Source organism: Paenibacillus sp. FSL R7-269, from assembly GCF_000517865.1.
GTDB lineage: Bacteria > Bacillota > Bacilli > Paenibacillales > Paenibacillaceae > Paenibacillus_AQ.
This window is the reverse complement of sequence record NZ_ASPS01000007.1, coordinates 109927-135830: the sequence shown is the minus strand read 5'-3', so window position 1 is coordinate 135830 and position 25904 is coordinate 109927. Positions and strand designations below refer to the sequence as shown.

Sequence of the window (25904 nt, the reverse complement as noted above, 5' to 3'; positions counted from 1 at the left end):
TATACACACTAATATACCCAGCAGGCCCAGGCCTGTAAGTCATAGGAGGCTTCACAATGACATTAATCAAACAGCTAGCCCCGCAGGATGAATTCACCGGCTTCTATCTGCTTAGAGAACTGGTGCTGAAACAGACGAACGGGACTCCTCCCAAGGATTACTTCGATATTGTACTAGGTGATGCCAGTGGTCAGATTTCGGCGAAATACTGGGACGTCAGCGTGACGGATAAGGAGACTTTTTTCCCGATGGCGCTGGTGAAGGTCCGGGGAATGGCCCATACGTACCGCGAGAAGCTCCAGGTCAAAATCACCAAGCTCAGACTGGTCAATGAATCCGACGGGGTATCGCTGACCGACTTCATCCGCTCGGCCCCGGTGCGTCCTGTGGACCTGGTCCATACGATCAAGAACGAAATGGCTAGTATTGCTGATCCGGAGATTGCAGCGATTGTGAACTTTTGTGTCGGTAAGGTGGAAGAGAAGCTGATGCATTATCCGGCTGCCAAGACCCACCATCATGCGTATTTCGCCGGGCTTGCTTATCACATGGTACGTATGCTGGAGATTGGGGATTTCTTGTGCAAGCAGCGCCCGTTCCTGAATCCTGATCTGATGAGAGCGGGCATCATCCTCCATGATATTGCCAAGCCTGAAGAGATGATCTCGCAGTACGGCATTGTGTCGGACTACAGCGTGCACGGAAAGCTGATTGGACATATCTCAATGGCTTCAAGCTGGATTACAGAAGCGGCCATCCGCACCGGAATTGATCTGGAATCCGAGAAGGTCATGGCGCTTCAGCATCTTGTATTGTCCCATCATAATCTTGGGGAGTGGGGAAGCCCAGTCCAGCCGCAGACGGCTGAAGCGGTTGCCCTGCATCATATTGATGCGATGGATGCCAAGCTGCAGATGGTGGAGGACGCTCTGGATACTACGCCGGAGACGGAGGAATGGACGCCGTTCATTAGAGGACTGGAGAATAAGGCCGTCTACCGGCTGAAGTTATAACGACTGAGACCCTTGTATCGCTGAAAATAAAGCAATCCCCCCATCCCGTAGTTGCGGTTTGGGGGGATTGCTTTATTTAGGACCTTCAGCCTCCGCTGCGGCGGCGGACTCAGCCGCAGCCTTCTCCGAAGGGCCATCTGCCTCCACCGTAAGACCGTAATGGCTGCATAGGGCACGGAGTCCGCCCGGGAACCCCTCGCCAATTGCAGCGAATCTCCACTTATCCTTATAACGGTAGAACTCGCCGATAACAACGGACATGCCTGGCATAACATTCCGGCTGAAGGGGAACACCGCCAGCCTGACTCCCGTCCGGGAATCAATCAGTGATACGGAAGCGTTCCAGATCGGGCCCGGATGCCTGTTACCGCTGAACTCCGGAACGGTGAAGGCCAGCGCAATCCGTGTAATGGCTGCAGGCAGATTGCTTAACTGAAGATAAAGATGCCCCATATGCGCAGCAGGCTTCGAGGAGAAGACGGAGCCGCTGGGGTCTTCCATATTCCCATAAAAAATAAGCTCCCGCTCCTGCTCACAGCGTCCGCTCTCCCGAAGCAGAAAGGCAGCAGTCTCCGGCTGGCTCACTTCCGTGTGCAAAGCCGATGCATCCCACTCCACAGCCGCAAGGAGTCTGGAAGCGCTGAGCTTGCCGCCGATATCGACGCGCTGCCCCCGAACCAGTGTAGGGACAGCCGCAGCACCGGCGGCTGGAGGTGCTGCGGCCGGAAGCTGGTCAAGTGAAGCTGCTGGCGCTTCACCTTGTGCCTGCCCGGCTACCGTTCCGCTAACTTGCAAGCCCGGGCTTGAAGCAACCGCGGTCTTAGCGGCTGCCTTCTTCCCGGCCGCCGGCTTTTTCGCGGCCTTCTTGGGCGCTGCTTTGAATGGCGTATACCCGCCGTCATACATCATCCCGGCCTTATAGCCCTGGCTGCCGGCTAACAGCAGCGGATCGAACTGCTGCCACTGCTCCATCAATTTCAGGAGAATCAGTGCAGAAGCTCTGGCATCCTCCAGAGCATCATGGTGCTTCAGCCGGATGCCGAAATGCGCCGAGATGACATTCAGCTTATGGGAGGGGAGGTCCTGGAGCATTTTTTTGCCGAGCAGGTAGGTACATAAATATTGAAAGCCGGGATAGCAGAGAGAGTAGTCGTCCAGGCAGTAGCGCAGCACACTCATATCGAAGGCGGCATTATGCGCGATCACAATCTCCCCTTGCAGCAGCGGCTCTACCGTAGGCCACAGCTCCTCGAAGGTAGGCTGGCCTCTGACCATCGAAGGTGTAATGCCATGAATGGCAATATTCATCCCGTCGAACGGTTGCTGCGGGTCTATCAGCCAGTTATGTTCTGCTGTAACGATACCATCGCGGACCTGAACAAGCCCCAGGGCACAGGCGCTGGAGCGGCCGGAATTGGCAGTCTCAAAATCTATCGCAGTGAAATTCATCAGGTAAAGCCCCTATCTATCATCTAATACCTCCATATTATAGGAGCAAAGGCGGAAATACAATCTGTTCAGGTTGTGCAAGGCTGCCACAATGGGGTATACCTTATCTATGAACTTCTGGAATAGACTGCTATGAAGAGGAGATGAAGGATTTGCAGCTTTCAAAAGGTCAAAAGGCCGAACTCACCAAAGGAAGAGATGTAAGCGACATAAAGGTCCAGCTCGGCTGGAATACACACCATAGCGGAATAGGCGTCGATGCGGCAGCCTTTCTGTTGTCGGATCAGAACCGGTGTGAACGGGATGAGGACTTTATATTCTATGGCAATCCGGTCTCCAGGGATGGGGCCATAGTTCATGCTGCAGAGGGGGAGAACGGGGCGAGCCTGTCCATTTCGTTAGCGAAAATACCTCTGCATTATGCCCGCATTGCGCTGACCCTGACGATCTATGAGGGGGAGCAGCGAAACCAGCGGATGAAGGAGCTGTCCGGCTTGCAGCTGACACTGACTGACCGCAGAACTGGGGAAGAACTGCACCGCTTCGAGTATGGAGCGGATCTGTCGGAGGAGACTGCCGTTGTAGCCGGGGAGCTGTACCGCCATCAGGGAGAGTGGAAGTTCAGCGCAATCGGGAGCGGGTATAATGGGGGACTCGCGGCACTGTGCAGCAGCTACGGGCTTGAGGTGGAACAGGAATCCGGGAACGAAGCCGCAGCGGCGGCTGAGGTGGTAGAGCGGGAAACTGAGGTAGTGGAGCAAACATCTGAGGGAATGGGGCAGGCAGCTGAGGTAGTGGAGCGGACAGCTCGGTTAGTGGAGCAGACCCCAGAGGTAATCCTGCAGCCCGAGCCGGAGCTTCCGGTGAATGTGTTGTCTTCGATTAATCTGCGCAAAAAGATCGTGGAGCTCACCCTAGTCAAAAAACAGCTCACCGGTGTCACCGCAAGGGTGGGGATTGTGCTGGACATCACCGGCTCCATGCGTAGTCTCTATGCCAGAGGCGTGGTGCAGGAAGTGGTGGAACGCATCCTCGCGGTAGCCAGCAAGTTCGACGATAACGGCTCGCTGGATGTATGGGTCTACGATACGGAATTCAGCAGACTTCCGCCGGTTACCGAACGGGAGCTTGGCAGCTATGTCTTCACCCATATTACGAATAATGATGCGATTCATAAGTTCGGACGCAATAATGAACCGCCGGTGATGCAGGATGTCATCCAGAAATACACGAAGGAGGAGCCGGACACGACGCCTGTGTTCATTATCTTCATCAATGACGGCGGGGTTGTGAAGCTGACCCGCAAGGTCATTTTGGCAGCCTCTTCTCTTCCAATCTTCTGGCAGTTTGTAGGCATCGGCGACTCTGACTTCGAGGTGCTGAAGCAGCTCGACACGATGAGCGGCAGACTGGTGGATAACGCCAGCTTCATGCACCTGGACCGCATCGAGGACGTATCCGACGAGGAACTGTATGACCAGCTGTTGAATGAATTCCCGCAGTGGCTGAAGGCCGCGAAGGCGAAGGGGATTCTGTAGCAGCATTCGCGGGGAAAATGTACTGTCTCCGCTCTATAGGAGCATTCAAGGTAAACTGTGTTTGCCTCCCTACTGCGGGCGGATTGCACAGCAACGCCAGTAATGTTGTACGTATTGCAGCTTTGATTCGAGGATATTTGGGCGTCTAAGGGGAATGTTGCAACAAATATAAGAATTGTCCCGTTAAGCCGCCCGGAGGAGCAAGAAAGCTGACTTTTATACAACAATTTAGAGTTTTGGTCCAAATGATGAGAAGATTGTTGTCTTGTGGGCAGGATTTTTGGAATTTACCAGCCACAGCGGCACCCCAAGCAAGACCCCAAGCGGAACCCGAAACAAACCAATTCAGCGGAGCCCTAGAGCGCTCCGCTGAATTGGTTATCGCCGTAAGAAAAGGGCAGCTTAGCCTGTTACCCTGGCCTTAGAGGTTGGTTCCACCTGTGGATCGGCGGAGACCGGCAGCTCCAGACGATAGCCCTTGACCAGAGTATCCCCGTTCTTCAGATCCGTCTCATAAGCCCGCTTGAAGCCGAGTCTCTCATACAGCCTAATCGCAGAGGCCATCATATCCGAAGTGTGCAGGTTCAGACTGGCTGCCCCCAGCGCAATGGCCCTTTCTGCGGCTTCTTGGATTAGAAGTCTGGCCACCCCGCGCCCCCGGACCGCCGGAGATACAGCCAGCAGACGGATGATCGGCGTATGGATATCCAGCTCCGGTCTGCCGTAAGCAGCCTCTGAGGAGGTGAACAGCAGTACGCTTCCTACAATTTGTCCGTCCAGCTCCGCTACAATCCGGAGAACCGGTGCATCGCCATGAACTGAGCCGAGAATAGAATCCCGGTACTCCGCCCAGAACGGCTCGGACAGCACGGCTGCATATTCGCTGTAAGCTTCGAGCAAGACCCCGGCAATGGCTCCACGGTCGGAAGCTGCGGCTTCACGGATTACAAGTTCTGTTGAGTGATTCATCTGGTGCCTCCTGTCCGGTAAAGGGATGTGGCGTTATTATAATACACAAATCCGATGAGCATAAGTGGAATTTAATGATTTCGATTAATCCATAGAAAAGTTCTATCTGAAATTGTGATCAATAGGATGGTTTCGGCTATTCCGTCAGTTGACAAAAAAATAGCCTCTGCATAAGATTAATTAAATTCATTGTTAAACGATAGGAATAATGTAATTATTGATGCAGAGGGGGACTATGCTTGAATATCGAGAACATTGAGGCTTTTGTCTACATTAACCACTATGGAAGCTTCAATAAAGCGGCAGAGGTGCTCTATATCTCACAGCCGACAGTGACTGCCCGTATCCAGTCGCTGGAACGGGAACTGGACTGCAAGGTATTCGACCGGCTGGGCAAGCAGATTAACCTGACGGATAAAGGCCGCCAGTTCCTCCCCTATGCGCAGCAAATTCTGCAGGTCTATCAGAACGGCAGGCATCAGATCCAATCCAAAGGCCAAATCCCCGGCGAGCTGAGAATCGGCAGTACGGTATCCGTCTCCAATTATCTGATGCCCCATCTCCTGCTCCATTTGAAGCAGCGGTATCCGCACATCCGAATGAAGCTGACTACCGCTCCCACCGAAGTGTTGATTGAGAAGCTGAAGGCGAAGGAGATCGATCTCGCTTTTATCCGCAAGGTTGTGAATCCGGCCATCCAGTCCTTTCCTTTCTGTGAAGACCCCATCTCGCTGTATGTGTACGCCGGTCATCCGCTGGCCCGCAAGGGCCGTGCTTCGATCCGGGAGATCTCTGAGCAGACCCTCGTATTCTTCGAATGCGGCTCGCTGGACTGGATGCGTCTGCATCGGGTATTCGAGAGTATGGAGCGTCCGCCGGGCATTGTCTATCAGGTGGATAACCTGGAGACTGCCAAGAAGCTGGTGCTGAAGCAAGCAGGAATCTGCTTCCTTCCAGCCTTGAGTGTGCAGGAGGAAGTAGAGGCGGGGACGCTGGTAAGGGTGGATATCACGGAAACCGAAGGCATCTCCCTGCGGACTAGTCTGATCTCGCTGAACGGAGAGAACGCGGAATTCCTGAACACCCTGCTGGAGCTGGGGACGGGGACGCTGAGTAAGCTGAATTGACTTCTTGAATAACCATATTAAGAAACTCTATTAGCGCATGGCAGCGTGCAGTGATAAAGTTAATTGCATATAATCACCACTAAACAGATAGGGATTATCTAAATTGAAAAGGGGTTTGAGACATGAACAAGACAATATCGTTCGCATCCACACTGGTACTAACGCTGCTGATCGCTGGCTGCGGCAATAATAATAGCGTAAGTAGCGGCAAGGCCGCAGAGGCCGCCCCTCAGAATAGTGCGAAGTCCACGGCTGCAGCCGCCGATCCGGCTAAGGTGACCAAGATTATAGTCGGCACCGGGACAGCTTTTCCCAACGTCTGCTTCATTGATGAGAACGGCAAGCTGACCGGGTTCGATGTGGAGCTGCTGAAGGAGATTGACAATCGCCTGCCGGAGTATGAGTTCGAATTCCAGACGATGGATTTCAGCAATCTGCTGCTGAGTCTGGAGACGAAGAAGATTGACCTGGTAGCCCATGTCATGGAGAAGAACCCAGAGCGGGAGCAGAAGTACGCTTTTAACAAGGAAGCTTATGCCCACTGGAGAAACCGCATCGTTGTAGCCAAAGGGAATACCTCAATCCAGACACTGGACGATCTGAAGGGGAAGAAGGTACTGACCGGCGCCACCAGCGCGCAAGCGCAAATTCTTGAGAACTATAACAAGGAGCACGGTGCGGATTCGATCAAAATTGTCTATCAGAACGGTGCCGCCAACGATACGGTCAGCCAGATTGATTCGGGCCGGGTAGATGCTACCCTTGCTGCGGATTTCGTATTGCCGATCATCGACCCGCAGAGCAAGCTGCAGGCGGTGGGTCCCGAGCTGTCCTCTGCTGATATTCTGTATGTGCTGCGCAAGGATGATGCCCCTTCACAGAAGCTGTCGGAGGCCATTGACGGAGTGGTCAAGGAACTGAAGACAGACGGCACGCTTGGCAAAATAAGCACACAGTGGCTGGGGGCGGACGTCACTACCTCATCAGTTCAATAATGCGCGAGGCGCGTACAGCTCTGAAAGGAGGTGCAGGATGGGTGCACCGTTTGATCTAGGTTTTGTCTTCTCGTTCCTGCCCAAGCTGCTGACTACGCTGAGCACCACACTGCTAATCGTAGCCTGCTCGCTGCTCGCAGGGATGATTGTCGGATTTATCATTGCGCTTCCCCGCCTATATAAGGTGCCGGTCCTGAAGACCTGCGCTGAGGTGTACATTTCTTTTTTCAGAGGGACGCCGATTCTGATTCAATTATTCCTGTTCTATTACGGTCTGCCTGAGGTGCTGAAGCTGGTGAATCTGGATATGACGCGGACTCCGGTGCTGGTGTTCGTAATTCTGACCTACGGTCTGCATACCGGGGCCTTCATGTCGGAGATGATCCGCGCTTCAGTTATAGCAGTCGATAAAGGCCAGGTGGAAGCGGCTTACGCTACGGGGATGACCTCTTATCAGGCTTTTACCCGTATTGTGCTGCCGCAGGCGCTGGGCATTGCGATTCCCGTCTTCTCGAACCTGGTCATAGCGCTGCTGAAGGATACTTCGCTGGCGTTCACGCTTGGGGTGATGGAGATGACGGGCAAGGCTCAGACCCTGGGCAGCGCGACCCAGCATTTCATTGAGACTTATATTGCGCTTGCCCTTATCTATCTTGTGATCAGTTTGTGTATTGAGAGGCTGCTGCTGGTTGCGGAGAAACGTCTGCTCAGGCATGAAGCCCAGGACAGCCCGGCCAAGAAGCGGTTCACTCTGCAGCGAAAAGCGTCTTACCGCACAATCGTCGCGGATATGGGAGCGGGTAAAGGAGGCGGTACGTTATGAAGCTGGACCCATCGTTTATCTGGACGGCGTTTCTGCAAATTCTGGGAGCCATTCCTACGACGTTGTATATCACGGTTGTGTCCGTGTTGGCAGGCTTCGTGATTGGTACGGTCGTGGCTCTGATCCGGATTTATAGAGTCCCCGGGCTGTATCCGCTGGCCGTAGGGTATGTCACATTCATCCGCGGCACCCCGATGCTGACGCATCTGCTGCTGATTTATTTCGGGCTGCCGATGATCATCGACGGGCTGGCTGCACAGTTCGGCTGGAGCTTCCGCTCTGCATCGATCCCGATGATCGGCTTTGCCTATATCTCCTTCTCCATTACGGCAGGGGCCTATATGTCCGAGGTGGTGCGTTCCGGTCTGCTGGCGGTGGACCGCGGTCAGCTCGAAGCAGCCCATTCCATCGGAATGAGCACGCCCCAGGCGCTGCGGCGGATTGTGTTCCCCCAGGCGCTGGCGGCGAGCCTGCCCAATCTGTCGAATTCCGTGATCGGGATGCTGCACGGGTCTACGCTGGCTTTTACCGTATCGGTGGTGGACATCAATGCCCAGGCGCAGATTGTCGCTTCAACCAACTGGAAGTTCTTCGAGGCTTACCTGGCGGCGGCGCTGATCTTCTGGGGACTGACGTTCCTGATTGAGCGGGCAACAGCCCTGATCGAGAAACGGATTAATCTATATAACCGGGGGGGAGTCGCATGATTAAGCTATCGCAGCTATCGAAGTCGTTCGGGCGCCATCAGGTGCTGAACCATATTGATCTGGAGGTGTCCAAGGGGGAGGTGGTCGTCATTCTCGGTCCCAGCGGCTCCGGCAAAACAACCCTGCTGCGCTGCGTGAATGTTCTGGAGAAGCCCAGCAGCGGCGAAATCTCCATCGGGGACTTCAAGCTGGACTTCCGGCACGCCCGTAAGAAAGATATCCACCAGCTCCGGCAAAAGACCGCTATGGTCTTCCAGCAGTATAATCTGTTCCGGCACAAAACAGCGCTGGAGAATGTGATGGAAGGCCTGCTGATCGTCAAGAAGCTTCCGAAGGAGGCAGCGAGAGAGAAGAGCGTCGCCCTGCTGGAGAAGGTGGGACTCGGTGCGAAGCTGGATGCCTATCCGAGCCAGCTCTCCGGCGGCCAGCAGCAGCGGGTCGGGATTGCCCGGGCGCTTGCCCTGGAGCCGGAGGTCATTCTCTTCGATGAACCGACCTCAGCACTTGACCCGGAGCTGGTAGGTGAAGTGCTTGCGGTAATCCGCAAGATCGCCAAGGAAGGCATCACGATGATTGTGGTGACCCATGAAATGGGATTCGCCCGCGATGTGGCGAATCATGTGGTGTTCATGGACGGCGGAGTGATCGTCGAGGAGGGCACGCCCACGGAGGTACTCAACCATCCGCGTGAAGAACGAACGAAGCAGTTCCTGAAGCGGATTACGCCGGAGCTGAACTATTCCATCTAGGAGGCATATCTATGGCAATTACAATCAGCGTACTCGACCAAAGCCCGATTTATCCGGGGGAGACACCGGAAGAGGCTTTTGCGCATACGATCAGCCTGGCACAGCTATCGGAACGCCTCGGCTTCCGCCGCTTCTGGGTATCCGAGCATCATGATTCCGAGCAGGTAGCCGGATCTTCTCCTGAAGTGCTGATCTCGCACCTGCTGGCCAAAACGGAGCGTATCCGCATCGGCTCCGGCGGGATTATGCTTCAGCACTACAGCCCCTACAAGGTGGCTGAGAATTTCAACGTGCTGGCTTCGTTGGCCCCGGGACGGGTGGACTTAGGTGTAGGACGCGCTCCCGGCGGCCTGCCGCGTAGCACGCAGGCATTGCAGCAGGGCGGCGGAGAAGCTGCTTCGTTAACGGACAAGATTGTGGAGCTGGAAAAGTATGTGCATAACCGGCTGGAGGCGAAGCATCCTCTGCACGGGCTGAAGGCAGGCCCGCTCCCCGGCATCCCGCCGGAGCTGCATGTGCTTGGCGCCAGTGTCGCGAGCGCCGAGATCGCAGCCAGCCTGGGCCTGCCGTATGTGTTCTCATTATTCATCGGCGGCGATCAGGCTGTTGCTCTAGAGGCGGTGCGGGCTTACCGCAGCGGCTTCAATAGCAGCGGAGGGCAGGAGCCGCAGGTGATTATTGCGCTGGCTGTCATCGTGGCCGATACGGAAGAGGAGGCCGTAGAATTGGCCGGAGCGCATAAGCTGATCCGCATCCGCTTCGCCAGCGGCAAGACCCTGACTCTGGCCAGCCGGGAGCAGGCCGAGGAGTTCACCCGCCAGAGTGAGGAAGCGTACACGCTGGAGGAGCGGGAGCCTGAGATTACCAAAGGGACGAAGGAGACCGTACGTGAGCAGTTGCTGGCGTTAGCTGAAGCTTCCGGTGTAGAGGAGTTCATCGTCACTACGAATATACAACCCTTCGGCAAGCGGCAGCGTTCCTTCGAGCTGCTGAGTGAGGCGCTGGCCGGGGCTATTGCAGGGGCTTCATTATGACCAGTACAGCCGCAGAATCCGCTGCCCAGGCAGTGCATTCACTGGCGTTCAATGAGCGTCTGGTTGAGATCAGGCGTCATCTGCACCGGCACCCGGAGCTGTCCGGGGAAGAGGTTGAGACTACTGCATACATCACATCGCTGCTGAATCAGGCGGGGGTGAAGATTACAGATTACAGGCTGAAGACCGGGGTCATTGCTGAGATCAGCGGTCAACAGGGCGGGCCGGTGATTGCACTGCGGGCAGACATTGACGCCTTGCCGATCCAGGAAGAGACCGGGCTGCCGTATACCTCGCTGTATCCGGGCAGAATGCATGCCTGCGGGCATGACTTCCATACGGCAGCGCTGCTTGGAGCTGTGTATCAGCTCAAGACGCAGGAGAGCAGCCTGAAGGGAACGGTGCGCTTGTTGTTCCAGCCCGCCGAGGAGAAGGCGAAGGGAGCGCAGCAGATCATCGCAGCCGGAGGGCTGGATCAGGTCCGTGCCGTGATCGGCATGCATAATAAGCCGGATCTGCCTGTGGGCACCATTGGCATCAAGGCCGGCCCGCTGATGGCGGCCGCAGACGGCTTCGCGGTCCGTATCCGGGGCTTCGGCTCCCATGCGGCCGTGCCGGAGGCCGGGATCGATCCTATTGTAGCCGCCTCGCATATTGTAACGGCGCTGCAGTCCATCGTCAGCCGGAATGTGGGCAGCCTGGATAGCGCAGTAATCAGCGTTACGCAGATCCACAGCGGCAATTCGTGGAACATCATCCCGGACACGGCAGTGCTGGAGGGGACGATCCGTTCCTTCGATGAAGCGGTGCGCGGCAGGGTGCTGAAGCGGTTCGAGGAGGTGGTCAGAGGTGTGGCTGCTGCACTTGGAGCTGAAGCCAGCGTGCGCTGGATCGGCGGGCCGCCGCCGGTCATCAACGATGCGCTGCTTGCCCGGCTTGGCGAAGAGACGGCAGCGAATCTGGGCTATACCGCCGTGCAGCCGGTGCCGTCTCCGGCCGGGGAGGACTTCGCCTTCTATCAGCAGGCGGTTCCCGGTTTGTTCGTCTTCACCGGCACAGCCGGCAGCCGGGAATGGCATCATCCCGCCTTCGAACTGGATGAAGCGGCGCTGCCGGTAGGCGCAGGGTTCTTCAGCGATCTGGCGGTCCGTGTGCTTGAACATCTGGCGGCGGAGAGGGGTGCAGATCATAGCGGAGCATTCTGATTATGATGTCATTATTGTCGGCGCAGGCTCTATGGGGATGAGCGCAGGTTATCATCTGGCCCGGCGCGGGGTGAAGACACTGTTGATCGATGCCTTCGATCCGCCGCATACGGAAGGAAGCCATCACGGGGATACCCGGCTGATCCGGCATGCCTATAGCGGCGATCCGGCCTATATTGACCTGGCGCTCCGTGCCCAGGTGCTGTGGGAAGAGGCGGAGGCAGAGAGCGGCCTGGAGCTGCTAGCTCCGTCCGGCGTGCTCAATCTGGCAGACAGCAGGTTCTATTCCTTCGCCGGACGCCATAAGGAGGCGCGGAAACGGAAGGTCCGGGCGGAGCAGCTGGATGCGGCGGAGATCCGCCGCCGCTGGCCGACCCTGACCCTTCCGGAAGCATTTGAGGCCATGTATGAGCCCGATGCCGGTTATCTCTACAGTGAGCGGTGCATTACAGCCTACCGGCAGCTTGCGCTTGCTCATGGAGCGGAGCTGCTGACGAATACACCTGTGCTGAAGGTGACGGCCCGTGCAGGGAGTGTCACAGTCCATACGAAGCAGGGAGATTACCATGGAGCCGCTGCTATTCTCAGCGCCGGTGCCTGGTTCAGCTCATTGTCGCCCTTCGTCAGCCTGCCCATTAGAGCCGTACGCAAGGTAGTAGGCTGGTTCGGGAGTACGCCTGACTTCGATGCCGGGAGATTCCCCGGGTTCACACTTGGTTCTGAGGAAGGCGGGTTCTACGGCTTCCCCGCTATCGGCGGGGCAGGGCTGAAGATCGGCCGCCACGACACGGGCGAAGAGTGGAAGCCGGGTGAACCGCTGGCCCCCTTCGGCAGCCGGGAGAGTGATGAAGGCGACCTGCGCCGCGTGCTCGAAGCTTATATGCCCGGCGCTGCCGGGAAGCTGCTTAAGGGTTCTGTCTGCAAATATGAGCATACACCGGATGAGGATTTCATCATTGACCGCCATCCGGCACACAGCCATGTGCTGTTGGCCGGAGGCTTCTCGGGCCATGGCTTCAAATTCTCCAGCGCGGTCGGAGAGATTCTTGCGGAGTTGGCTATGCAGGGACATACCCGGCAGAATATAGCTCCGTTTGCGTTGTCGCGCTTCTCGGCCGGACTTGAACAGCAACCATCAAAACTAACAATGGAGGGACAATAAATGAGCAGTGTGAGTGTGGAGCTAGACAGTTACTTGAATACACATGGGCAATTGGTCCAGGCGGTGGAAGGCTTATCCGAAGAGCAGCTGAGGTGGAAGGCGGAGCCGTCAAGCTGGAGCGTGACCGAGGTGCTGGCCCATTTGGCGGATCACAGTATTGTGGTCTCCTTCCGTATCCGTGATATTCTGGCGGATACGAAGGTTCAGCTCCCGGCATTCCAGCAGGATGCGTGGGTCAGTGGACAGCATAGTAATCAGGGGAAGGCCGCAGACAGCCTGGAGCTGTTCAGCAGCCTGTTGCATTACAACAGGCTGCTGCTGGGAAGGCTGAGCCCCGCAGAATGGGAGAAAAGCGGGATTAACTTCAAAGGCGAGCCGGTGCGGATTACCGATATTGTCCGCAGCTTCACCGCTCATGTGCAGAATCATCTGGCCCAGATTGAACGGGTGAAGCGGGGAGCTCAGGCTGGTCAAGCGAATCTAGCGAATCAAGTATCGCAGCAAGCGGCTCTGTAGGAATATTATCATGAGGAACCAAGCGGACTGAATACCAATTCGAGGAGGAATGAACATGACGAAATCAAGACAGTTGAAGCTGGGGGCTTTATTGCACGGAGTGGGAGGAAGCACCTCCATGTGGCGCCATCCTGATGCGAAGCCCGATGCCAGTGTGAACTTTGAGCTATACAAGGAGTGGGTCCGCAAGGCGGAGGAAGGCAAGCTGGACCTGATCTTCATTGCCGACGGTCTGTTCATCAATGAGAAGTCTATCCCTCATTTCCTGAACCGCTTCGAGCCGCTGACCATTCTTAGTGCATTGGCGGCAGTCAGCAGCCGGATTGGTCTGGTCGGGACCCTGTCCACCTCTTACAGTGAACCGTTCACGGTAGCCCGGCAATTCGGCTCGCTCGATGTGATTAGCGGAGGACGGGCCGGCTGGAATGTGGTGACTTCACCGCTCGAAGGCTCTGCACTGAATTACAGCAAGAAGGAGCATCCCGATCATGGCAAGCGCTACCGCATTGCCGCCGAATATCTGGAGGTGGCACGCGGGCTGTGGGATTCCTGGGAGGATGATGCTTTTGTACGGAACAAGGAGACAGGCGTCTTCTTCGATAAAGATAAGCTGCACACGCTCGGTCACCAGGGGGAATTCTTCTCGGTAAAGGGACCGCTCAATATCGCCCGCTCGAAGCAGGGACAGCCGGTGATTTTCCAGGCAGGCTCCTCGGAGGTCGGCAAGGATTATGCCTCAAGCGTGGCAGATGCCATCTTCACCGGACATGATACCCTGGAATCGGCGCAGGAATTCTATAAGGATGTGAAAAGCCGGGTAGCCTCGTTCGGACGCAACCCCGATGAAGTGTTAATCTTCCCGGGGATAGCACCGATTCTCGGGGCCACCCCGGAGGAGGCGGAGCGCAAATACCAGGAGGTTGCCGGACTGGTAACGGTCGAGAATGCGCTGAACTATCTGGGCCGGTTCTTCGAGCATCATGACTTCTCGCAGTATCCGCTGGATGAGCCGTTCCCGGATCTGGGCGATCTGGGCCGGAACAGCTTCCAGAGCGGAACGGACAAAATCAAGAAGGATGCCAAAGAGCAGGGCTTAACCCTGCGGCAGGTTGCCTTGCAGTCGGCTACGCCCCGCAGCAGCTTCATCGGTACACCCGAGCAGGTGGCCGATCAGCTGCAGGCCTGGTTTGAGGGCGGGGCCGCCGACGGCTTCATGCTGGCCGCAGCCGTACCGCACGGCTTGGAGGAATTTGTTGATCAGGTGGTTCCGATTCTGCAAGAGCGCGGGCTGTTCCGCACCGAATACGAAAGCGATACCCTGCGGGGGAATCTCGGCTTGCCTATTCCGCAGAACCGCTACACCAAGGCCACTGAACCGGCCGGGCAGGTGTGAATCAGATGCATTCCAGCAGACGTTGATGGCGTACAGGATGATTCAACAGCACTAGAAAAAGGATGCTATCCCTATGACCAGGGAGGCATCCTTCTTGTATTACGGACGATACCGTCAGCTTACTTCCGGTTACGGAGGCGTTCCAGCTCGGCTTCCACCGCGCTGTTCATGGAAGAGTCATGAGCGGCTGCGGCCAGTCCGGCTTGCTCGGCCATTGCTTCCTGCATAGCGATTTTGTCCTCCATCCGTTCGAATCCGCGTGAGGCTGTGCCGTTGTTCAGCACCTGGCCTGGATAGCCTGCCGGAGAAGCGGTGCTGTAAGCCTGGGCTGCTTGCTTGATCTCTGCGGCCTTGCGGGCACGTTCGGCCAGTTCGGCTCTTTTGGCTTTGAGGCGTGTATGTTCTTCCTTAACGCTGTTAAGCTGTACTTCAAGGGAGGCCAGTGTAGCCTGAGTTTCTTTTAGCCCGGCGGTGCATTCCTGTTCGCTCTCCGTGTAGCGGAGCTTAGCCATTACCGCCAAGCGGGCAGCAGGTTCATTGCCCTCGCTCATGAACTGGACTGCTTCCCCTTCACTGCGCTCTGCGAGCACTTTGTATTCATAGATCCGGCGCTCCAGCACACTGGCTGCTGCCTTGAGTTCACGCTGTTTGCCTTCGGCATTAGCAATCTTGTCCTCCAGGTCCCGCAGGTATTGACCGGTTAGTAGGATCGGATCTTCCAGTTTGTTCAGTCCTTCATGAATAGCAGCCTTGGTTAGTGTAGTGATTCTTTGGAATATGCTCATTATAATAATCTCCTTTATATGTGGGTTTAATTGGTTTGGTTATTTTGGCAAGGGGTATCGCAAGTAATTAGTAGTTGTTGAAGCTGTCATCGAATCCGCCGTAAGATTCTTGTGGGATAATGAGACTGCCGATGATGTAGAGCAGGATGGCTGTACCGAAGCTGAAAAAGGCGGCAGCAGCAACAATCAATCTTACCAGGGTCGCATCAACATTGAAATAGCGTGCCAATCCTCCGCATAAGCCGGTGAGTTTCTTGTCCGTTAAGGAGCGGGTTAATTTTTTTGTCATATTGAATCTTCCTCTCATATTAGATGACCGCCGGTAGCCGGCGTGTTCATTTCCGTTGTCTATGTATGTATTGTACGTAATTATTCTTCCTGGCAAAACGGCCTGCAGACTGTTCTTGAATCCCGACTTTAGTCGGGGATGGGGACCGCAATAGGACGGGGAGAGGCCCGGGAAAAACGTTAGATACGCGCAGCCGTGCGGATTTTACACAATGGGTTGCTCAGGTTCATCCGGGGTTAACACTGGAGGATTAGACTTAACTCTAGCGTAGCCTAACTAACATACGGGAGGACTAGCCATGGGAATTCACAAGTATTTTCGCTCACTGAATGAGCTGGAGCGCATTATCCGCTGCCCGGGCAAATTCAAATTCGAGGAGCATAGCGTTGCGGCCCATTCCTGGAAGGTCGTGCAATACGCGAAGACGCTGGCGGATATTGAAGAGAAGCATGGCGCGGTGATCGACTGGAAGAAGCTGTACGAGATCACGAGCAGCCATGATTACGGGGAGATTTTTATCGGGGATATCAAAACGCCGGTGAAGCACTCCTCGCTCCAGCTCAGGTCACTGATCCAGCAGGTGGAGGAGGGCATGATCGACAACTTCATCAAGGAGCATATTCCGGACGAATTCAAAAGCATCTTCTACCAGCAGCTGCGCGAGGGCAAGGATGAGTCGCTGGAGGGACTGATTCTGGAGGTTGCGGATAAGATGGATCAGGTGTATGAGGCCTTCGCCGAGCTGCAAAGAGGGAACACGGAGAAGGAATTTGTGGTGATGTACCGCAATGCACTGATCAAGATCAAGCATATTGACCTCAAGTGTGTAGATTACTTCCTGGCAGAGATTCTGCCGGACATGGTGAACGAGGAGACGCTGTCTCCGATTGATATCAGGCAGATTACGGAAGAGGCGCTGGCTCTGTAGAGGAGCTGTGGCTCTTTTTTTGATACCATACAGCCGATCCGTTAAAAGCAATATGCAGCAGAATCGTCAGCACCAGTGACTCCGTAACCTGCGCAATTAACCCGAAGGAGATCCCTGCGCTCAGAGCGAATAGCATAAAGCGGATACTCTCGCGGTTCAGCCGGTAATACTGCAAATGGGACACGGCGAATAGGAACGCAGTAAGGAGAATAGCGCCGCTGACATCAATGATTCCCGTGGCATGGAGCTGTCCAAGACCCGGATGCTCCGCGAGAATGGGCAGAACTAGCCCCCGGAAGGCAATCTCTTCAAAGATCGGGAAGCACAGCACGAAGTTGACCGTATTATATGTTCCCACTGGATTATAGCCGGAGGATCGGGAGATGATCAGGTTCACAAGCAGTATGATAAGGAACAGCGGAAGTACTCTCATCACCTGATGCGGCAAGCCAAACGTATAACTGTCACTCCAGAGAACGCTTCCAGCAATCATTCCGGCCCCCCAATAATAGATCGTATACCGAACCTGTGCCCTGGCAACCAGCCCAAGAACCCTCTCGATGATCCGGTAGGAAAAAGACAGCAGTACAGCAATAGCGCATAACTTCAGTAATAGCATGAATGTTAATCCTCCTGAGACGATGATAGTGTTATACTAAAGGAAAAATAAGGATGGTGCATTCCTGTTGCAGTATTTCAATCTTATACCCATTTCCACTACGTTAGTCTGGTTCAGCGTTCTGTTCCTGATCGTATGGGCTGTCGACTTCTTACAGGGCGGTTCCCAGGTACAGCTTCAAGCGGTTAGCCTCCGGGAGCGGACCAAGTCTATTCTTGCAGATATTCTGATCTTTGCCGCCTTGAACGGTTTGCTTATGTACGTCCTTCATCCCATGGATAATCTGTTGCTGATTTCGCTGGCTGCCGCAGGACTGCTTGTTACATACTACTTGTCTTCAAAAGCGGACGGGAAGCGCCTACGCTTCAAGCCCTGGATTGTGCTGATCCATGTTCTGCTCGGCGCAGGCTTCTACCTGCTGTTCGGTATGCTGCTGATGAGCAGGCTGGTCGTCACCTATAACCTTAACATGACAAAACAGTTTGATATACTCTTTTTTGTCTATGGCCAGGACCGGCCGGTGGTGTATGGTATATTGCTGATTATGGCTGTGCTCTATTTCGTGATCGGGAAGCTGCTGATGCAGCCTCTGTATAGCTGGTACAGAGCGCTTTATTTCGGAGGATCAAAATAGCCCCCGGACCATACGAATGGCCGGAGGCTGCTTAGCTACACCTGAAAACGATATCCCGCTCCCCACACGGTCTGAATATACTTCGGGTTGCCGGGGTCCGGCTCGATCTTATCGCGCAGCCTGTTGATATGGACAGCTACGGTAGCGTTATCGCCCATGGCATCGAAGCCCCAGATCCGTTCATACAGGGAATCCCGGCTGAAAACGATGTCCGCATTGACAATCAGGAAGTGCAGCAGGTCGAATTCCTTCTTCTTCAGCTCCAGCTCCCGGCCATGCAGATAGGCTCTGTGCGATAAGGTATGAATGACGAACGGACCACTCTCGATCCGGCTCTCTGTGTTGCTGCCGCTCATGCCCTTAAGACGAGCATACTGAGCTAGATTGGATTTGACCCGGGCCACTAGTTCACCTGGTGAAAAAGGCTTGACGATATAATCATCGGCCCCAAGCCCTAGTCCCCGGATCTTGTCGATGTCCTCCTGCTTGGCCGTGACCATAAGGATAGGAATGTCGAGCTGGCTCCGCAGCTTACGGCACACCGAGAATCCGTCTTCCCCAGGCAGCATCAGATCGAGCAGAATAAGCTGGAATTCCTCTGATAGCGCCAGCTCCAGCCCGGTGATGCCATCCTCGGCAACCTCCACCGTGAAATCATTGATTTCCAGATAATCCCGCTCAATCGCTGCAATCGCACTGTCATCTTCAATGATTAATACTCTGGTCATGCTCAGGCCCCTTTGTTCGTAACTGGCAATTTGATAATGATGCGCAGCCCCCCTGCGGGGGAGAGTTCTGCGTGAATGCTTCCGCCCATCCGGCTGACGGCTTTGGCTGTGATTGCCAGCCCCAATCCGCTGCCCTTAGTCGGGTTATTGCGTGAAGGATCGCTGCGGTAGAATACATCGAACAGCTTATCCAGCGCTTCCTCGGGTACTCCGGGTCCGTTATCCTCTAAGCAGATCAGCATATGGGTACCCATTACCTTGGTACGGATCGTGACCTGGACGCGTTCTTTATCTTTGTATTTCCAGCTATTCTCCAGAATGTTGAAGACCATGCTGCTGAACTGCGCGGGATCGGCGTAGATATACACTTCCGCAGCCAGTGCGGCAATGACTACGTCCAGGCCCTTCTCTCTGTATTCTTCGGCAGTGACCTTGATTAAGGAGAAGAGCTCCTGATTAACCTCCAGCACCTCTGGTTCATAGGGATAATCGCCCAGATCCATTTTGGAGAAAAGAAAGATTTTGCCGACCATCCGGTCAATATCCTCCGCCTTGTTCTTGATCATGGTGATATATTTCTTCTGCGATTCAGGTGTTGAGGCCACTCCATCCAGCAGTCCTTCCGAATATGCGCGGACAGAGGTCAGCGGGGAACGGAGGTCATGCGATATCCCGGCCAGCAGCTCCTTGCGGCTCTCCTCCTGCCTCTGGATCAGGCGCTGGGATTCCTTGAGGCGGATAGCCATATCATTGAAATCCTCACAGACAGAAGCGAATTCATCCTTGTTCCCGTACTCGATTCTGACATCCAGATTGCCGTCCCGGATCTGATGCACCCCGTCTACCAGTGTATCCAGAGGCTGCTTAATCCGCTTGAATACAAATCGGGTAAGAAATTGATTCGTTACAAAAACCGCAGAGATGATGCCCAGGGTCACCAGAATAAGGAAGGTTGCCATAGCCGGAGTCACTTGTCCGTCTGTATCATCAGTGGCCGTACCGATAATGCTCACCGTATATGCCCGGCCCTCAGCCTGTATCTGCTCCGTATAGACCTCTTTATTGGCCAAGGAAGCGAATCCTTGTCCATCCATGGCGCTGACGATCTGCAGCAGCTTCTCTGTCTCCGGGGTCTCGTGAAGATTGAAGCGGATCAGATTCTTCTCTGAATCGTAGATAACCAGACTCATATCCGCCGGCTTCAATATGGCTTGGATCTGGCGGCGGATCTCTTCCTGCTTCGGTTCTCCTTTGCCCTCCAGCAGCTTGGCGGATAGCTGGACCAGATCATCATATCCGTTATAGAACGGACCTTGCTTATCATGCTTCGATACCATGAACTGAAGCGAGATTCCCACATAAGCGATAATTAGGGAAATACATACGGGGATTACAATCATCAGGATATTAGAGATGAATAGGCGCCGCTTAATGGTCATACCCGGTTCCTTCCTGCAGACAATTTATCGTACCGTTTCTTCCATCATAACATTCGTTGCAGCAGCACGGCTAATCGGTGCGCAGGGCGTAGATCGGCCGGAGTCTGGCTGCTTTATTGGCGGGCAGGAGGCCGAAGAATACGCCGATAAAGAGTGAGAACAGGAAGGAGATTGTAACCATATTCCAGGCATAGCCCACCTTCAGTACGGTCGATTGGCCGACCAGCCAGGTCAGACCTAAGCCTGCTCCAATCCCGATGATTCCGCCCAGGGTGCTGAGTACAACCGACTCAATGATGAATTGCAGCAGGATATCGATTCTTTTGGCGCCAATCGCCTTGCGTATGCCGATCTCCCGGGTGCGTTCGTTCACCGAGATAATCATAATGTTCATAATGCCGATACCGCCGACGAAGAGGGAGATTCCGGCGATCCCAGCGAGGGCAAGGGACAGGGTGCCGGAGGTTTTCTTCAGCGTATCCAGCATCTGTTTGGAATCGAAGATGCTGTAAGAATCCTTGGCGTGCAGGAATTTCTTGTCGAGGATCTGTCCGACTGCGGCCTTCACAGGCGCCACTTCCTTGTCGCTTAAGGCGGTGACGGCAAAAGTCTGGATACCCTTGCTCTGCAGCAGCCGCTCAGCGGAAGCCAAGGGGATGAGAATCTTCTTATCGTTGGATTCGCTGAGTGAGGTTCCCTTCGCCTGGAGCAAGCCTACAATCTGGAAGGAGGTACCATTCAGCTGGATCTCACGGCCCACCGGATTGTCGGTCCCGAACAGCTTCTTCGCCGTTTCGGTTCCTATCAGGGCCGTCTTCTGCCGGTATTCGTTGTCCATATCCAGCAGGAAGCGGCCGGACTGCACATGAAAGTTCTGTACTTTCTCATAGCTTGGTGTGATGCCTTCAAGCGAGACATTGGTATGGACGTTACGATATTTGGCGGTTACATTGCTGCTGATCGTAGGTGATACCTGATCCACCCCGGGAATCCGGGTGAATGCGGCAACCTCCTCAGTTGTGAGGGAAGTGACTGCCCCCCGTCCGGTAATCATGACCGTCAGCTGATTCGTGCCAAGATCACTGAATTGGCTGGTGATCTGACCCGTAACTCCCTGCCCGACCGAGACCAGCAGGATGACTGAGGATACTCCGATAATGATGCCCAGCATGGTGAGGAAGGAACGGACCTTATTGCCGACGATACTCATTACCGCCATTCGGATACTCTGGGCAAGAATCATTGGTCATTTCTCCGATCTTCGACCAGGTGGCCATCCTGAATCCGGATGACCCGCTTCGCTTGTTCCGCAATGCCCAGGTCATGTGTGATGACAATAATGGTATGTCCCTGTTCATTCAGTCTTTTGATCATGTGCATGACCTCTTCTCCAGTCTTGGAATCGAGTGCACCGGTAGGCTCATCTGCCAGTAGAATAGGAGGATTGCCGGCAAGTGCTCTGGCGATGGCGACCCGCTGCTGCTGGCCCCCGGACAGCTCGCTCGGACGGTGGTGCATCCGCTCATGGAGGCCGACCTTCTCCAGGGCAGCAGCGGCCAGCGTTCTTCGCTCCCGTTGTGACAAGCCCCGGTAGACCAGGGGCAGTTCGACATTCTGGACAGCGGATAACTTAGGGAGCAGGTTGAAGTTTTGGAAGATGAAGCCTATTTTCTCATTGCGGATCCGGGCCAGCCGGTTATCGGATAATCTGCGGACATCCTGTCCATCCAGAGAATAGCTCCCTTCATTCGGGATATCCAGGCAGCCGATCATGTTCATCAAGGTGGATTTTCCAGATCCGGACGGGCCGATAATGGCAACGAATTCGCCATGGTGGATCTCAAAAGAGATATCCTTGAGCACGGTCATCTGTTCCTTAGCCATCATGTATCCGTGGACCATATGCTCAATCCTTATCAGGGGCTCTGTGTTCATTGGGGACCTCCTCCGGAACCGCCACCGCCACCGCTGTTGTCGAAGCCACCCTCGTCACCACCGCCCATATCGAATAGACCCGGAGCTGCGGGAGCAGGCGTACTGGCAGCAATAATGGTCGGGACAATGACCTGTTCCCCTTCGCGCAGACCACTGACAATTTCGATCCGGCTCTCATCATGCACACCTACAGTGACAGGCTTCAGCTGAACGGGCGGAGGTGCGGCAGGGCTTCCAGTGGCGGAGCTGCCCTTGGGCGAGGGGGTCTGCTCCGGCACGGAGTCCTGCACTTGAACATAATACTTGTTGTCCTTTTGGGTCACAGACTCAATGGGAAGCAGCAGAACCTGGTTCTTCTCTTCAATAGTAACGACTCCTTGTGCTGACATACCGGCTCTGGCTCCGGTTGCGTCCGTGAGCAGAAGTGTCACTTCAAAGACGGATACGCCATTAGTGACCGTTCCTTCATCCGCAATCCGCGTGACCTTGGCCGGATAGGCCTTAGCGGGCAGGGCATCCATTTTAATGACTGCGGGCATCCCCGGCTTAATCTTGGGGATGTCCAGCTCGTCAATTTTAATCGTAGTGCTTAAGTGCTTGTAGTCTGTTATGGAGAAGACTTCGGCTCCTTTCGTCACCATTCCGCCTGAGGAGCTGCTGATCTTGGTAACCGTTCCATCCATCGGCGCTGTCAGGGAAGCGGGCGGGATATGATCCTTATTGAGTGCTGCAAGCTCGGTCAATGTGGCTGTAATGGTGTCCTTGGTTCTCTCAATGGCCAGCTTCGCCGCATCAATGTCGGTTAAGGCAGCACCGTCCATGATTAGCTTCTTGTACTGGTCTTGTTTCTCCAGCAGGTCATTCTGCGATTGCTTGAGCGTATTCTGCTGGATTCTTACGTTACTGGCTACATTGGCTCCCTCATAAGTCAGCAGGACCTGACCCTTCTTGACTAGTTCATTCTCCTTAACGAGAACATTGGCTACATTTCCTGTGTCCCTGGCATAGACAATCGTAGTATTCGTGGCCTTCACAGTGCCGGAGCCTTTGACGGTTACAGATATATCGCCCTTGGTCACTACAGTAGTCTGAGCAGCAGGAGGGCTGTCCTGCGTGCTCTTATCCGGCCATAAGCTATAGACAACAATTCCAGCAGTGACAATGACTGCGGCTGACAGTCCTAAGGTTTTTTTGACGTTCATAGCGATCCTCCGGGATCTGGATTTGCCGCGTTTTTCGGGGCAGTGGTGGTCTCAGGGGCTTTGGCCGCAGGGGTGTAAGTCAGGCTGTAGCTCTGGCTGCCCAAGAGAATCCGCTCTCCCTGGAACTCGTCATAGAGCGTGACGAGGAATTTGCCGCTGCGGAGCGTTTTATAGGCATTGCTTGTAAGAGTCATGGAATAGGTCAGGAATTTCCCTGTCACCAGATCCGTCCCGGGCACCAGCGTTCTCTCCTGAGTCTGGCCGAGAGGATCGGTAAGCTGCACGACCAGCTTATGCGCATTAGCGCCCATATCATATTGGTTGTCCTTAGCAAGCGTATACGTCAGATTGACACTCAGCATATCCTGGCCCTCGGACACAGCACCTGTGGCCTGAGTAACCGTAAACGTATAAGGGAACAATGGCACTCCGCTACCCAGAGTGACTAGTGCAGCCGGAGTCTGAATATTAAGGGCGAGTGCCTTAGGATTAATATAGGCGGTTGGCGTTCCGTCCGGCGCTGTCAGTTTGTTCTCGCTAACCCCTTCTCCCGCGAAAAGCGTCAGCTGCGAGGCGTCGACGCTTGCAGGCAGCTTGCTCCAAATACTCACCAGACTCTTGCCCTTGGGCCCGGCCGCCTGTGCAGATTGACTGACTTCTGCCTCATAATAGGTATTGTCCGGTGTCTTATAATAAGCTACTAGTCTGGACAGCTCTGCCCTCCGCGTTTCAAGACTGCTCACCTCAAGCTCAGTATATAGAATGTTCTGGCTTGCTCCGGGATAAAGGAGGGTCCGGCGCTCTTTAACCTCTGCTTGCTTGCCTGCTGTATCGATCTTGAAGGTGGCGTTATCACCTGCGGCAGACATACCCGGAACAATTTGCTGTGTTTTCAGGGAGAGGAACGGCTCTGTGGTGTCGCCTGTCCCGCTATTTAGTCCGATACGGAGCTGGTCCAGAGATTGCTCATAGGGGAGCTTGCCGATCACATAATACACAGCACTTGCTCCTGCGGCTAGCTGCTGGCTGGAGGCCGTTGCAACGACTTGAACCGGAGCATCCAAGGCGGTCTGCCCTGCGTGGATGGTCCCTGTAAAAGCAGGGAGGGTCATTGCCGCATCCCTGACATTACGGATACGAATGGTGCCGACAAGCAAATCCTCAGTTGTCCACGGCATACGCTGCACTGACTCCAGTACGGCACCGAAGGTTCCGAAGCTGTTATCCAGAATGTACTCCGAAGCAACGGAGTTGGTCGTCTCTAAGGAATAGGGAATCTTGTACATAGCTGTAGGGAAGATTATCTTGCCTTCTGCGGCGGGCTCTACCATCTGGAGCTTCAGCGTATTCTGGTTTATATTCAGCGGCACTTCGGCTGAGAATTGCAGGATCTTCTCCTCAAGCGGCTTCAAGGTGAGGCTGGCCAGCGCTTTGCTGTTGACCGGGAAGGAGTAGCCCTCCTTGGCGGTTACAGATAATTCATAGGCTGGCAGAGTAACCGCCTTGTTGCCGGCATTCCTGATCCGCAGCTTAAGTGTCCACAGTGCCTTCTCGCCTGTCGAGGATACGGAAGCCTGCTTCAGCTGGGTCTCAATAGTATTGCTGCTCATCCCGAATTTCTTCAGTGCGTAAGCATTCACCTCAAGACTTGGATAGCTTGCTTCCGGGAGACGGAAGGAGACTACCGACAGATCCGCCTTCAGCCCTGCATTCTCCCCTGTGATCAGCAGCGACATGCGGGTGGTCGGTATGTAAGCCGGGAGCTCCGCCAGATACAAGATCTTCTTATTCTCACCGGATTGTACCTTGAAATCGCGGCTGGCACTGTCAAGCGTCAGCTCAAACGCGGAGCCGCCGGAGGATTCGAGGAATACCCGGAGGCCGGGTGCAGTGAGTACCTTGGCTCCTTGATTCGTCAGGCTCAGAGCAACTTTGGCATAGATTTTATTATTGAAACTAAAGATTTGCAGGCTCTGGGGCTTCAGGCTAACCGGAAGGTTGCTGATCGTAAGCTGCTTGCTTAGACCCTGCTGCACATAAGGGGTATAAGCGGCCGGGACTGTGAAGCTGCCCAGCTTCTTCTGGTAATCAGAGCCGCTGAAGTCGAAGCCGAACAGCGAGATGGAGAGGCCTTGAAGTGAAGCCGTCTTGCTGACGTTTACATAGTAGGTGACGGTTAGCTGTTCCTTGGAGGGAACCTCCAGTTTGGTTTTATCCTCGGGAATGGGGCTGCTCTTGAGTGATGCTCCCGCCGGGGTTGTAATCTTGGAAAAGACGTTGAACAGCTTAAAGGTGCTGCTGCTTGTATTCCTGTACACCAGGGTATAGGTCAGACTGTTGCCGCCATCGGCCTTGGCTAATTGCACATCGGTCAGTCTCACGCTGACTCCGGTTCCCACAGTAACCGGCGGTAATTGTGTCAAGGCACTGGTCTGTTGCTGATTTTGCTGCGGCTTGCTTGGGGCCTTACTTCCGGATGCAGCAGAAGCGGCAGTGATTCCCAGGTGCGTACTTGCAATAATCATCCCTAGTACCAGTGCGGCACAGGCACGGTAATTCTTCATTTCATTCCCTCCCAACATTCATCATCCGGTTGACGGCTTAAGGCAAGCCGCTAGAAGATGTTTCCTATTTTACGGGAAAGGGTTAACACAGATATAAATAA

25 protein-coding genes and 1 pseudogene are annotated in these 25904 nt (G+C 54.7%); 15 read left to right on the top strand and 11 right to left on the bottom strand.

Annotated elements, in window-relative coordinates; genetic code table 11:
* Positions 1 to 56 precede the first annotated feature (56 nt).
* Complete coding sequence (locus C162_RS03035; RefSeq protein WP_036691120.1) at positions 57 to 1013, top strand: 3'-5' exoribonuclease YhaM family protein; 957 nt, start codon at positions 57 to 59, stop codon at positions 1011 to 1013.
* A 72-nt stretch (positions 1014 to 1085) separates the two neighbouring features.
* On the opposite strand, the gene C162_RS36315 is transcribed toward C162_RS03035, so the two are convergent.
* Positions 1086 to 2462 (bottom strand): TerD family protein, encoded by a 1377-nt coding sequence (locus C162_RS36315; RefSeq protein ID WP_162174435.1) that lies wholly within the window; start codon positions 2460 to 2462, stop codon positions 1086 to 1088.
* Between the two features lie 143 nt (positions 2463 to 2605).
* On the opposite strand from C162_RS36315, the pseudogene C162_RS36820 reads away from it, so the two are divergent.
* Together C162_RS36820 and C162_RS36815 are read left to right on the top strand one after the other, a co-directional pair.
* Positions 2606 to 3127: pseudogene (locus C162_RS36820) on the top strand (TerD family protein); the annotation flags it as partial.
* A gap of 207 nt (positions 3128 to 3334) precedes the next feature.
* The gene (locus C162_RS36815) at positions 3335 to 4000 is read left to right on the top strand and encodes a vWA domain-containing protein (protein ID WP_036691177.1); all 666 of its coding nucleotides are present in this window, start codon (positions 3335 to 3337) and stop codon (positions 3998 to 4000) included.
* A 402-nt stretch (positions 4001 to 4402) separates the two neighbouring features.
* Here the strand turns inward: C162_RS36815 and C162_RS03020 are convergent, their stop codons facing one another.
* Positions 4403 to 4969 (bottom strand): GNAT family N-acetyltransferase, encoded by a 567-nt coding sequence (locus C162_RS03020; RefSeq protein WP_051493179.1) that lies wholly within the window; start codon positions 4967 to 4969, stop codon positions 4403 to 4405.
* Between the two features lie 239 nt (positions 4970 to 5208).
* Between C162_RS03020 and C162_RS03015 the strand changes: the two genes are divergently transcribed.
* The 10 genes from C162_RS03015 to C162_RS02970 all read left to right on the top strand — a co-directional run bounded on the left by C162_RS03015 (position 5209) and on the right by C162_RS02970 (position 14680).
* A complete protein-coding gene (locus tag C162_RS03015; protein WP_036691118.1) occupies positions 5209 to 6096 on the top strand; it encodes a LysR family transcriptional regulator in 888 nt (295 codons plus the stop codon).
* A 122-nt stretch (positions 6097 to 6218) separates the two neighbouring features.
* Positions 6219 to 7091 (top strand): transporter substrate-binding domain-containing protein, encoded by an 873-nt coding sequence (locus C162_RS03010; RefSeq protein WP_036691117.1) that lies wholly within the window; start codon positions 6219 to 6221, stop codon positions 7089 to 7091.
* 37 nt (positions 7092 to 7128) lie between these two features.
* Positions 7129 to 7914 carry an amino acid ABC transporter permease gene (locus C162_RS03005; protein ID WP_036691115.1) on the top strand — a complete coding sequence of 262 codons (786 nt, stop codon included), beginning with the start codon at positions 7129 to 7131 and terminating at the stop codon, positions 7912 to 7914.
* Positions 7911 to 8621, top strand: coding sequence for an amino acid ABC transporter permease (locus C162_RS03000; RefSeq protein ID WP_036691113.1), 711 nt, complete (start codon positions 7911 to 7913; stop codon positions 8619 to 8621). The genes C162_RS03005 and C162_RS03000 overlap by 4 nt, the downstream gene beginning before the upstream one ends.
* A complete protein-coding gene (locus C162_RS02995) occupies positions 8618 to 9370 on the top strand; it encodes an amino acid ABC transporter ATP-binding protein (protein ID WP_036691112.1) in 753 nt (250 codons plus the stop codon). Before C162_RS03000 ends, C162_RS02995 begins: the two co-directional genes overlap by 4 nt.
* Positions 9371 to 9381: 11 nt before the next feature.
* Positions 9382 to 10404 (top strand): LLM class flavin-dependent oxidoreductase, encoded by a 1023-nt coding sequence (locus tag C162_RS02990; RefSeq protein WP_036691110.1) that lies wholly within the window; start codon positions 9382 to 9384, stop codon positions 10402 to 10404.
* Positions 10401 to 11609 (top strand): amidohydrolase, encoded by a 1209-nt coding sequence (locus C162_RS02985; RefSeq protein ID WP_051493178.1) that lies wholly within the window; start codon positions 10401 to 10403, stop codon positions 11607 to 11609. Before C162_RS02990 ends, C162_RS02985 begins: the two co-directional genes overlap by 4 nt.
* Positions 11593 to 12771: an N-methyl-L-tryptophan oxidase gene (gene solA, locus C162_RS02980; protein ID WP_036691173.1), complete on the top strand. Its 1179-nt coding sequence runs from the start codon at positions 11593 to 11595 to the stop codon at positions 12769 to 12771. Before C162_RS02985 ends, solA begins: the two co-directional genes overlap by 17 nt.
* Entirely contained in the window at positions 12772 to 13287 is a 516-nt protein-coding gene (locus tag C162_RS02975; RefSeq protein WP_051493177.1) for a DinB family protein, read from the top strand. It begins immediately after the preceding gene.
* 55 nt (positions 13288 to 13342) lie between these two features.
* Complete coding sequence (locus C162_RS02970; protein WP_036691109.1) at positions 13343 to 14680, top strand: LLM class flavin-dependent oxidoreductase; 1338 nt, start codon at positions 13343 to 13345, stop codon at positions 14678 to 14680.
* A gap of 119 nt (positions 14681 to 14799) precedes the next feature.
* On the opposite strand, the gene C162_RS02965 is transcribed toward C162_RS02970, so the two are convergent.
* A complete protein-coding gene (locus C162_RS02965; RefSeq protein WP_051493176.1) occupies positions 14800 to 15465 on the bottom strand; it encodes a PspA/IM30 family protein in 666 nt (221 codons plus the stop codon).
* 67 nt (positions 15466 to 15532) lie between these two features.
* The gene (locus C162_RS02960) at positions 15533 to 15754 is read right to left on the bottom strand and encodes a PspC domain-containing protein (RefSeq protein ID WP_036691106.1); all 222 of its coding nucleotides are present in this window, start codon (positions 15752 to 15754) and stop codon (positions 15533 to 15535) included.
* A 298-nt stretch (positions 15755 to 16052) separates the two neighbouring features.
* On the opposite strand from C162_RS02960, the gene C162_RS02955 reads away from it, so the two are divergent.
* The gene (locus C162_RS02955) at positions 16053 to 16682 is read left to right on the top strand and encodes a YfbR-like 5'-deoxynucleotidase (protein ID WP_036691104.1); all 630 of its coding nucleotides are present in this window, start codon (positions 16053 to 16055) and stop codon (positions 16680 to 16682) included.
* On the opposite strand, the gene C162_RS02950 is transcribed toward C162_RS02955, so the two are convergent.
* Entirely contained in the window at positions 16657 to 17301 is a 645-nt protein-coding gene (locus C162_RS02950) for a CPBP family intramembrane glutamic endopeptidase (RefSeq protein ID WP_051493175.1), read from the bottom strand. The genes C162_RS02955 and C162_RS02950 overlap by 26 nt on opposite strands.
* A 67-nt stretch (positions 17302 to 17368) precedes the next feature.
* Between C162_RS02950 and C162_RS02945 the strand changes: the two genes are divergently transcribed.
* The gene (locus tag C162_RS02945) at positions 17369 to 17935 is read left to right on the top strand and encodes a hypothetical protein (RefSeq protein ID WP_036691102.1); all 567 of its coding nucleotides are present in this window, start codon (positions 17369 to 17371) and stop codon (positions 17933 to 17935) included.
* Between the two features lie 35 nt (positions 17936 to 17970).
* On the opposite strand, the gene C162_RS02940 is transcribed toward C162_RS02945, so the two are convergent.
* From C162_RS02940 to C162_RS02915, 6 genes are all read right to left on the bottom strand, one after another.
* Positions 17971 to 18663 carry a response regulator transcription factor gene (locus tag C162_RS02940; RefSeq protein ID WP_036691100.1) on the bottom strand — a complete coding sequence of 231 codons (693 nt, stop codon included), beginning with the start codon at positions 18661 to 18663 and terminating at the stop codon, positions 17971 to 17973.
* A gap of 2 nt (positions 18664 to 18665) precedes the next feature.
* On the bottom strand, positions 18666 to 20102 hold the full coding sequence (locus tag C162_RS02935; RefSeq protein ID WP_036691098.1) for a sensor histidine kinase: 1437 nt from the start codon (positions 20100 to 20102) through the stop codon (positions 18666 to 18668).
* A 70-nt stretch (positions 20103 to 20172) separates the two neighbouring features.
* On the bottom strand, positions 20173 to 21345 hold the full coding sequence (locus C162_RS02930) for an ABC transporter permease (protein WP_036691096.1): 1173 nt from the start codon (positions 21343 to 21345) through the stop codon (positions 20173 to 20175).
* Positions 21342 to 22037, bottom strand: a complete 696-nt coding sequence (locus C162_RS02925) for an ABC transporter ATP-binding protein (RefSeq protein WP_036691094.1) — start codon at positions 22035 to 22037, stop codon at positions 21342 to 21344. The genes C162_RS02930 and C162_RS02925 overlap by 4 nt, the downstream gene beginning before the upstream one ends.
* Positions 22034 to 23239, bottom strand: a complete 1206-nt coding sequence (locus C162_RS34005) for an efflux RND transporter periplasmic adaptor subunit (protein ID WP_051493174.1) — start codon at positions 23237 to 23239, stop codon at positions 22034 to 22036. The genes C162_RS02925 and C162_RS34005 overlap by 4 nt, the downstream gene beginning before the upstream one ends.
* Positions 23236 to 25803, bottom strand: a complete 2568-nt coding sequence (locus C162_RS02915) for a hypothetical protein (RefSeq protein ID WP_036691092.1) — start codon at positions 25801 to 25803, stop codon at positions 23236 to 23238. Before C162_RS02915 ends, C162_RS34005 begins: the two co-directional genes overlap by 4 nt.
* Positions 25804 to 25904 lie beyond the last annotated feature (101 nt).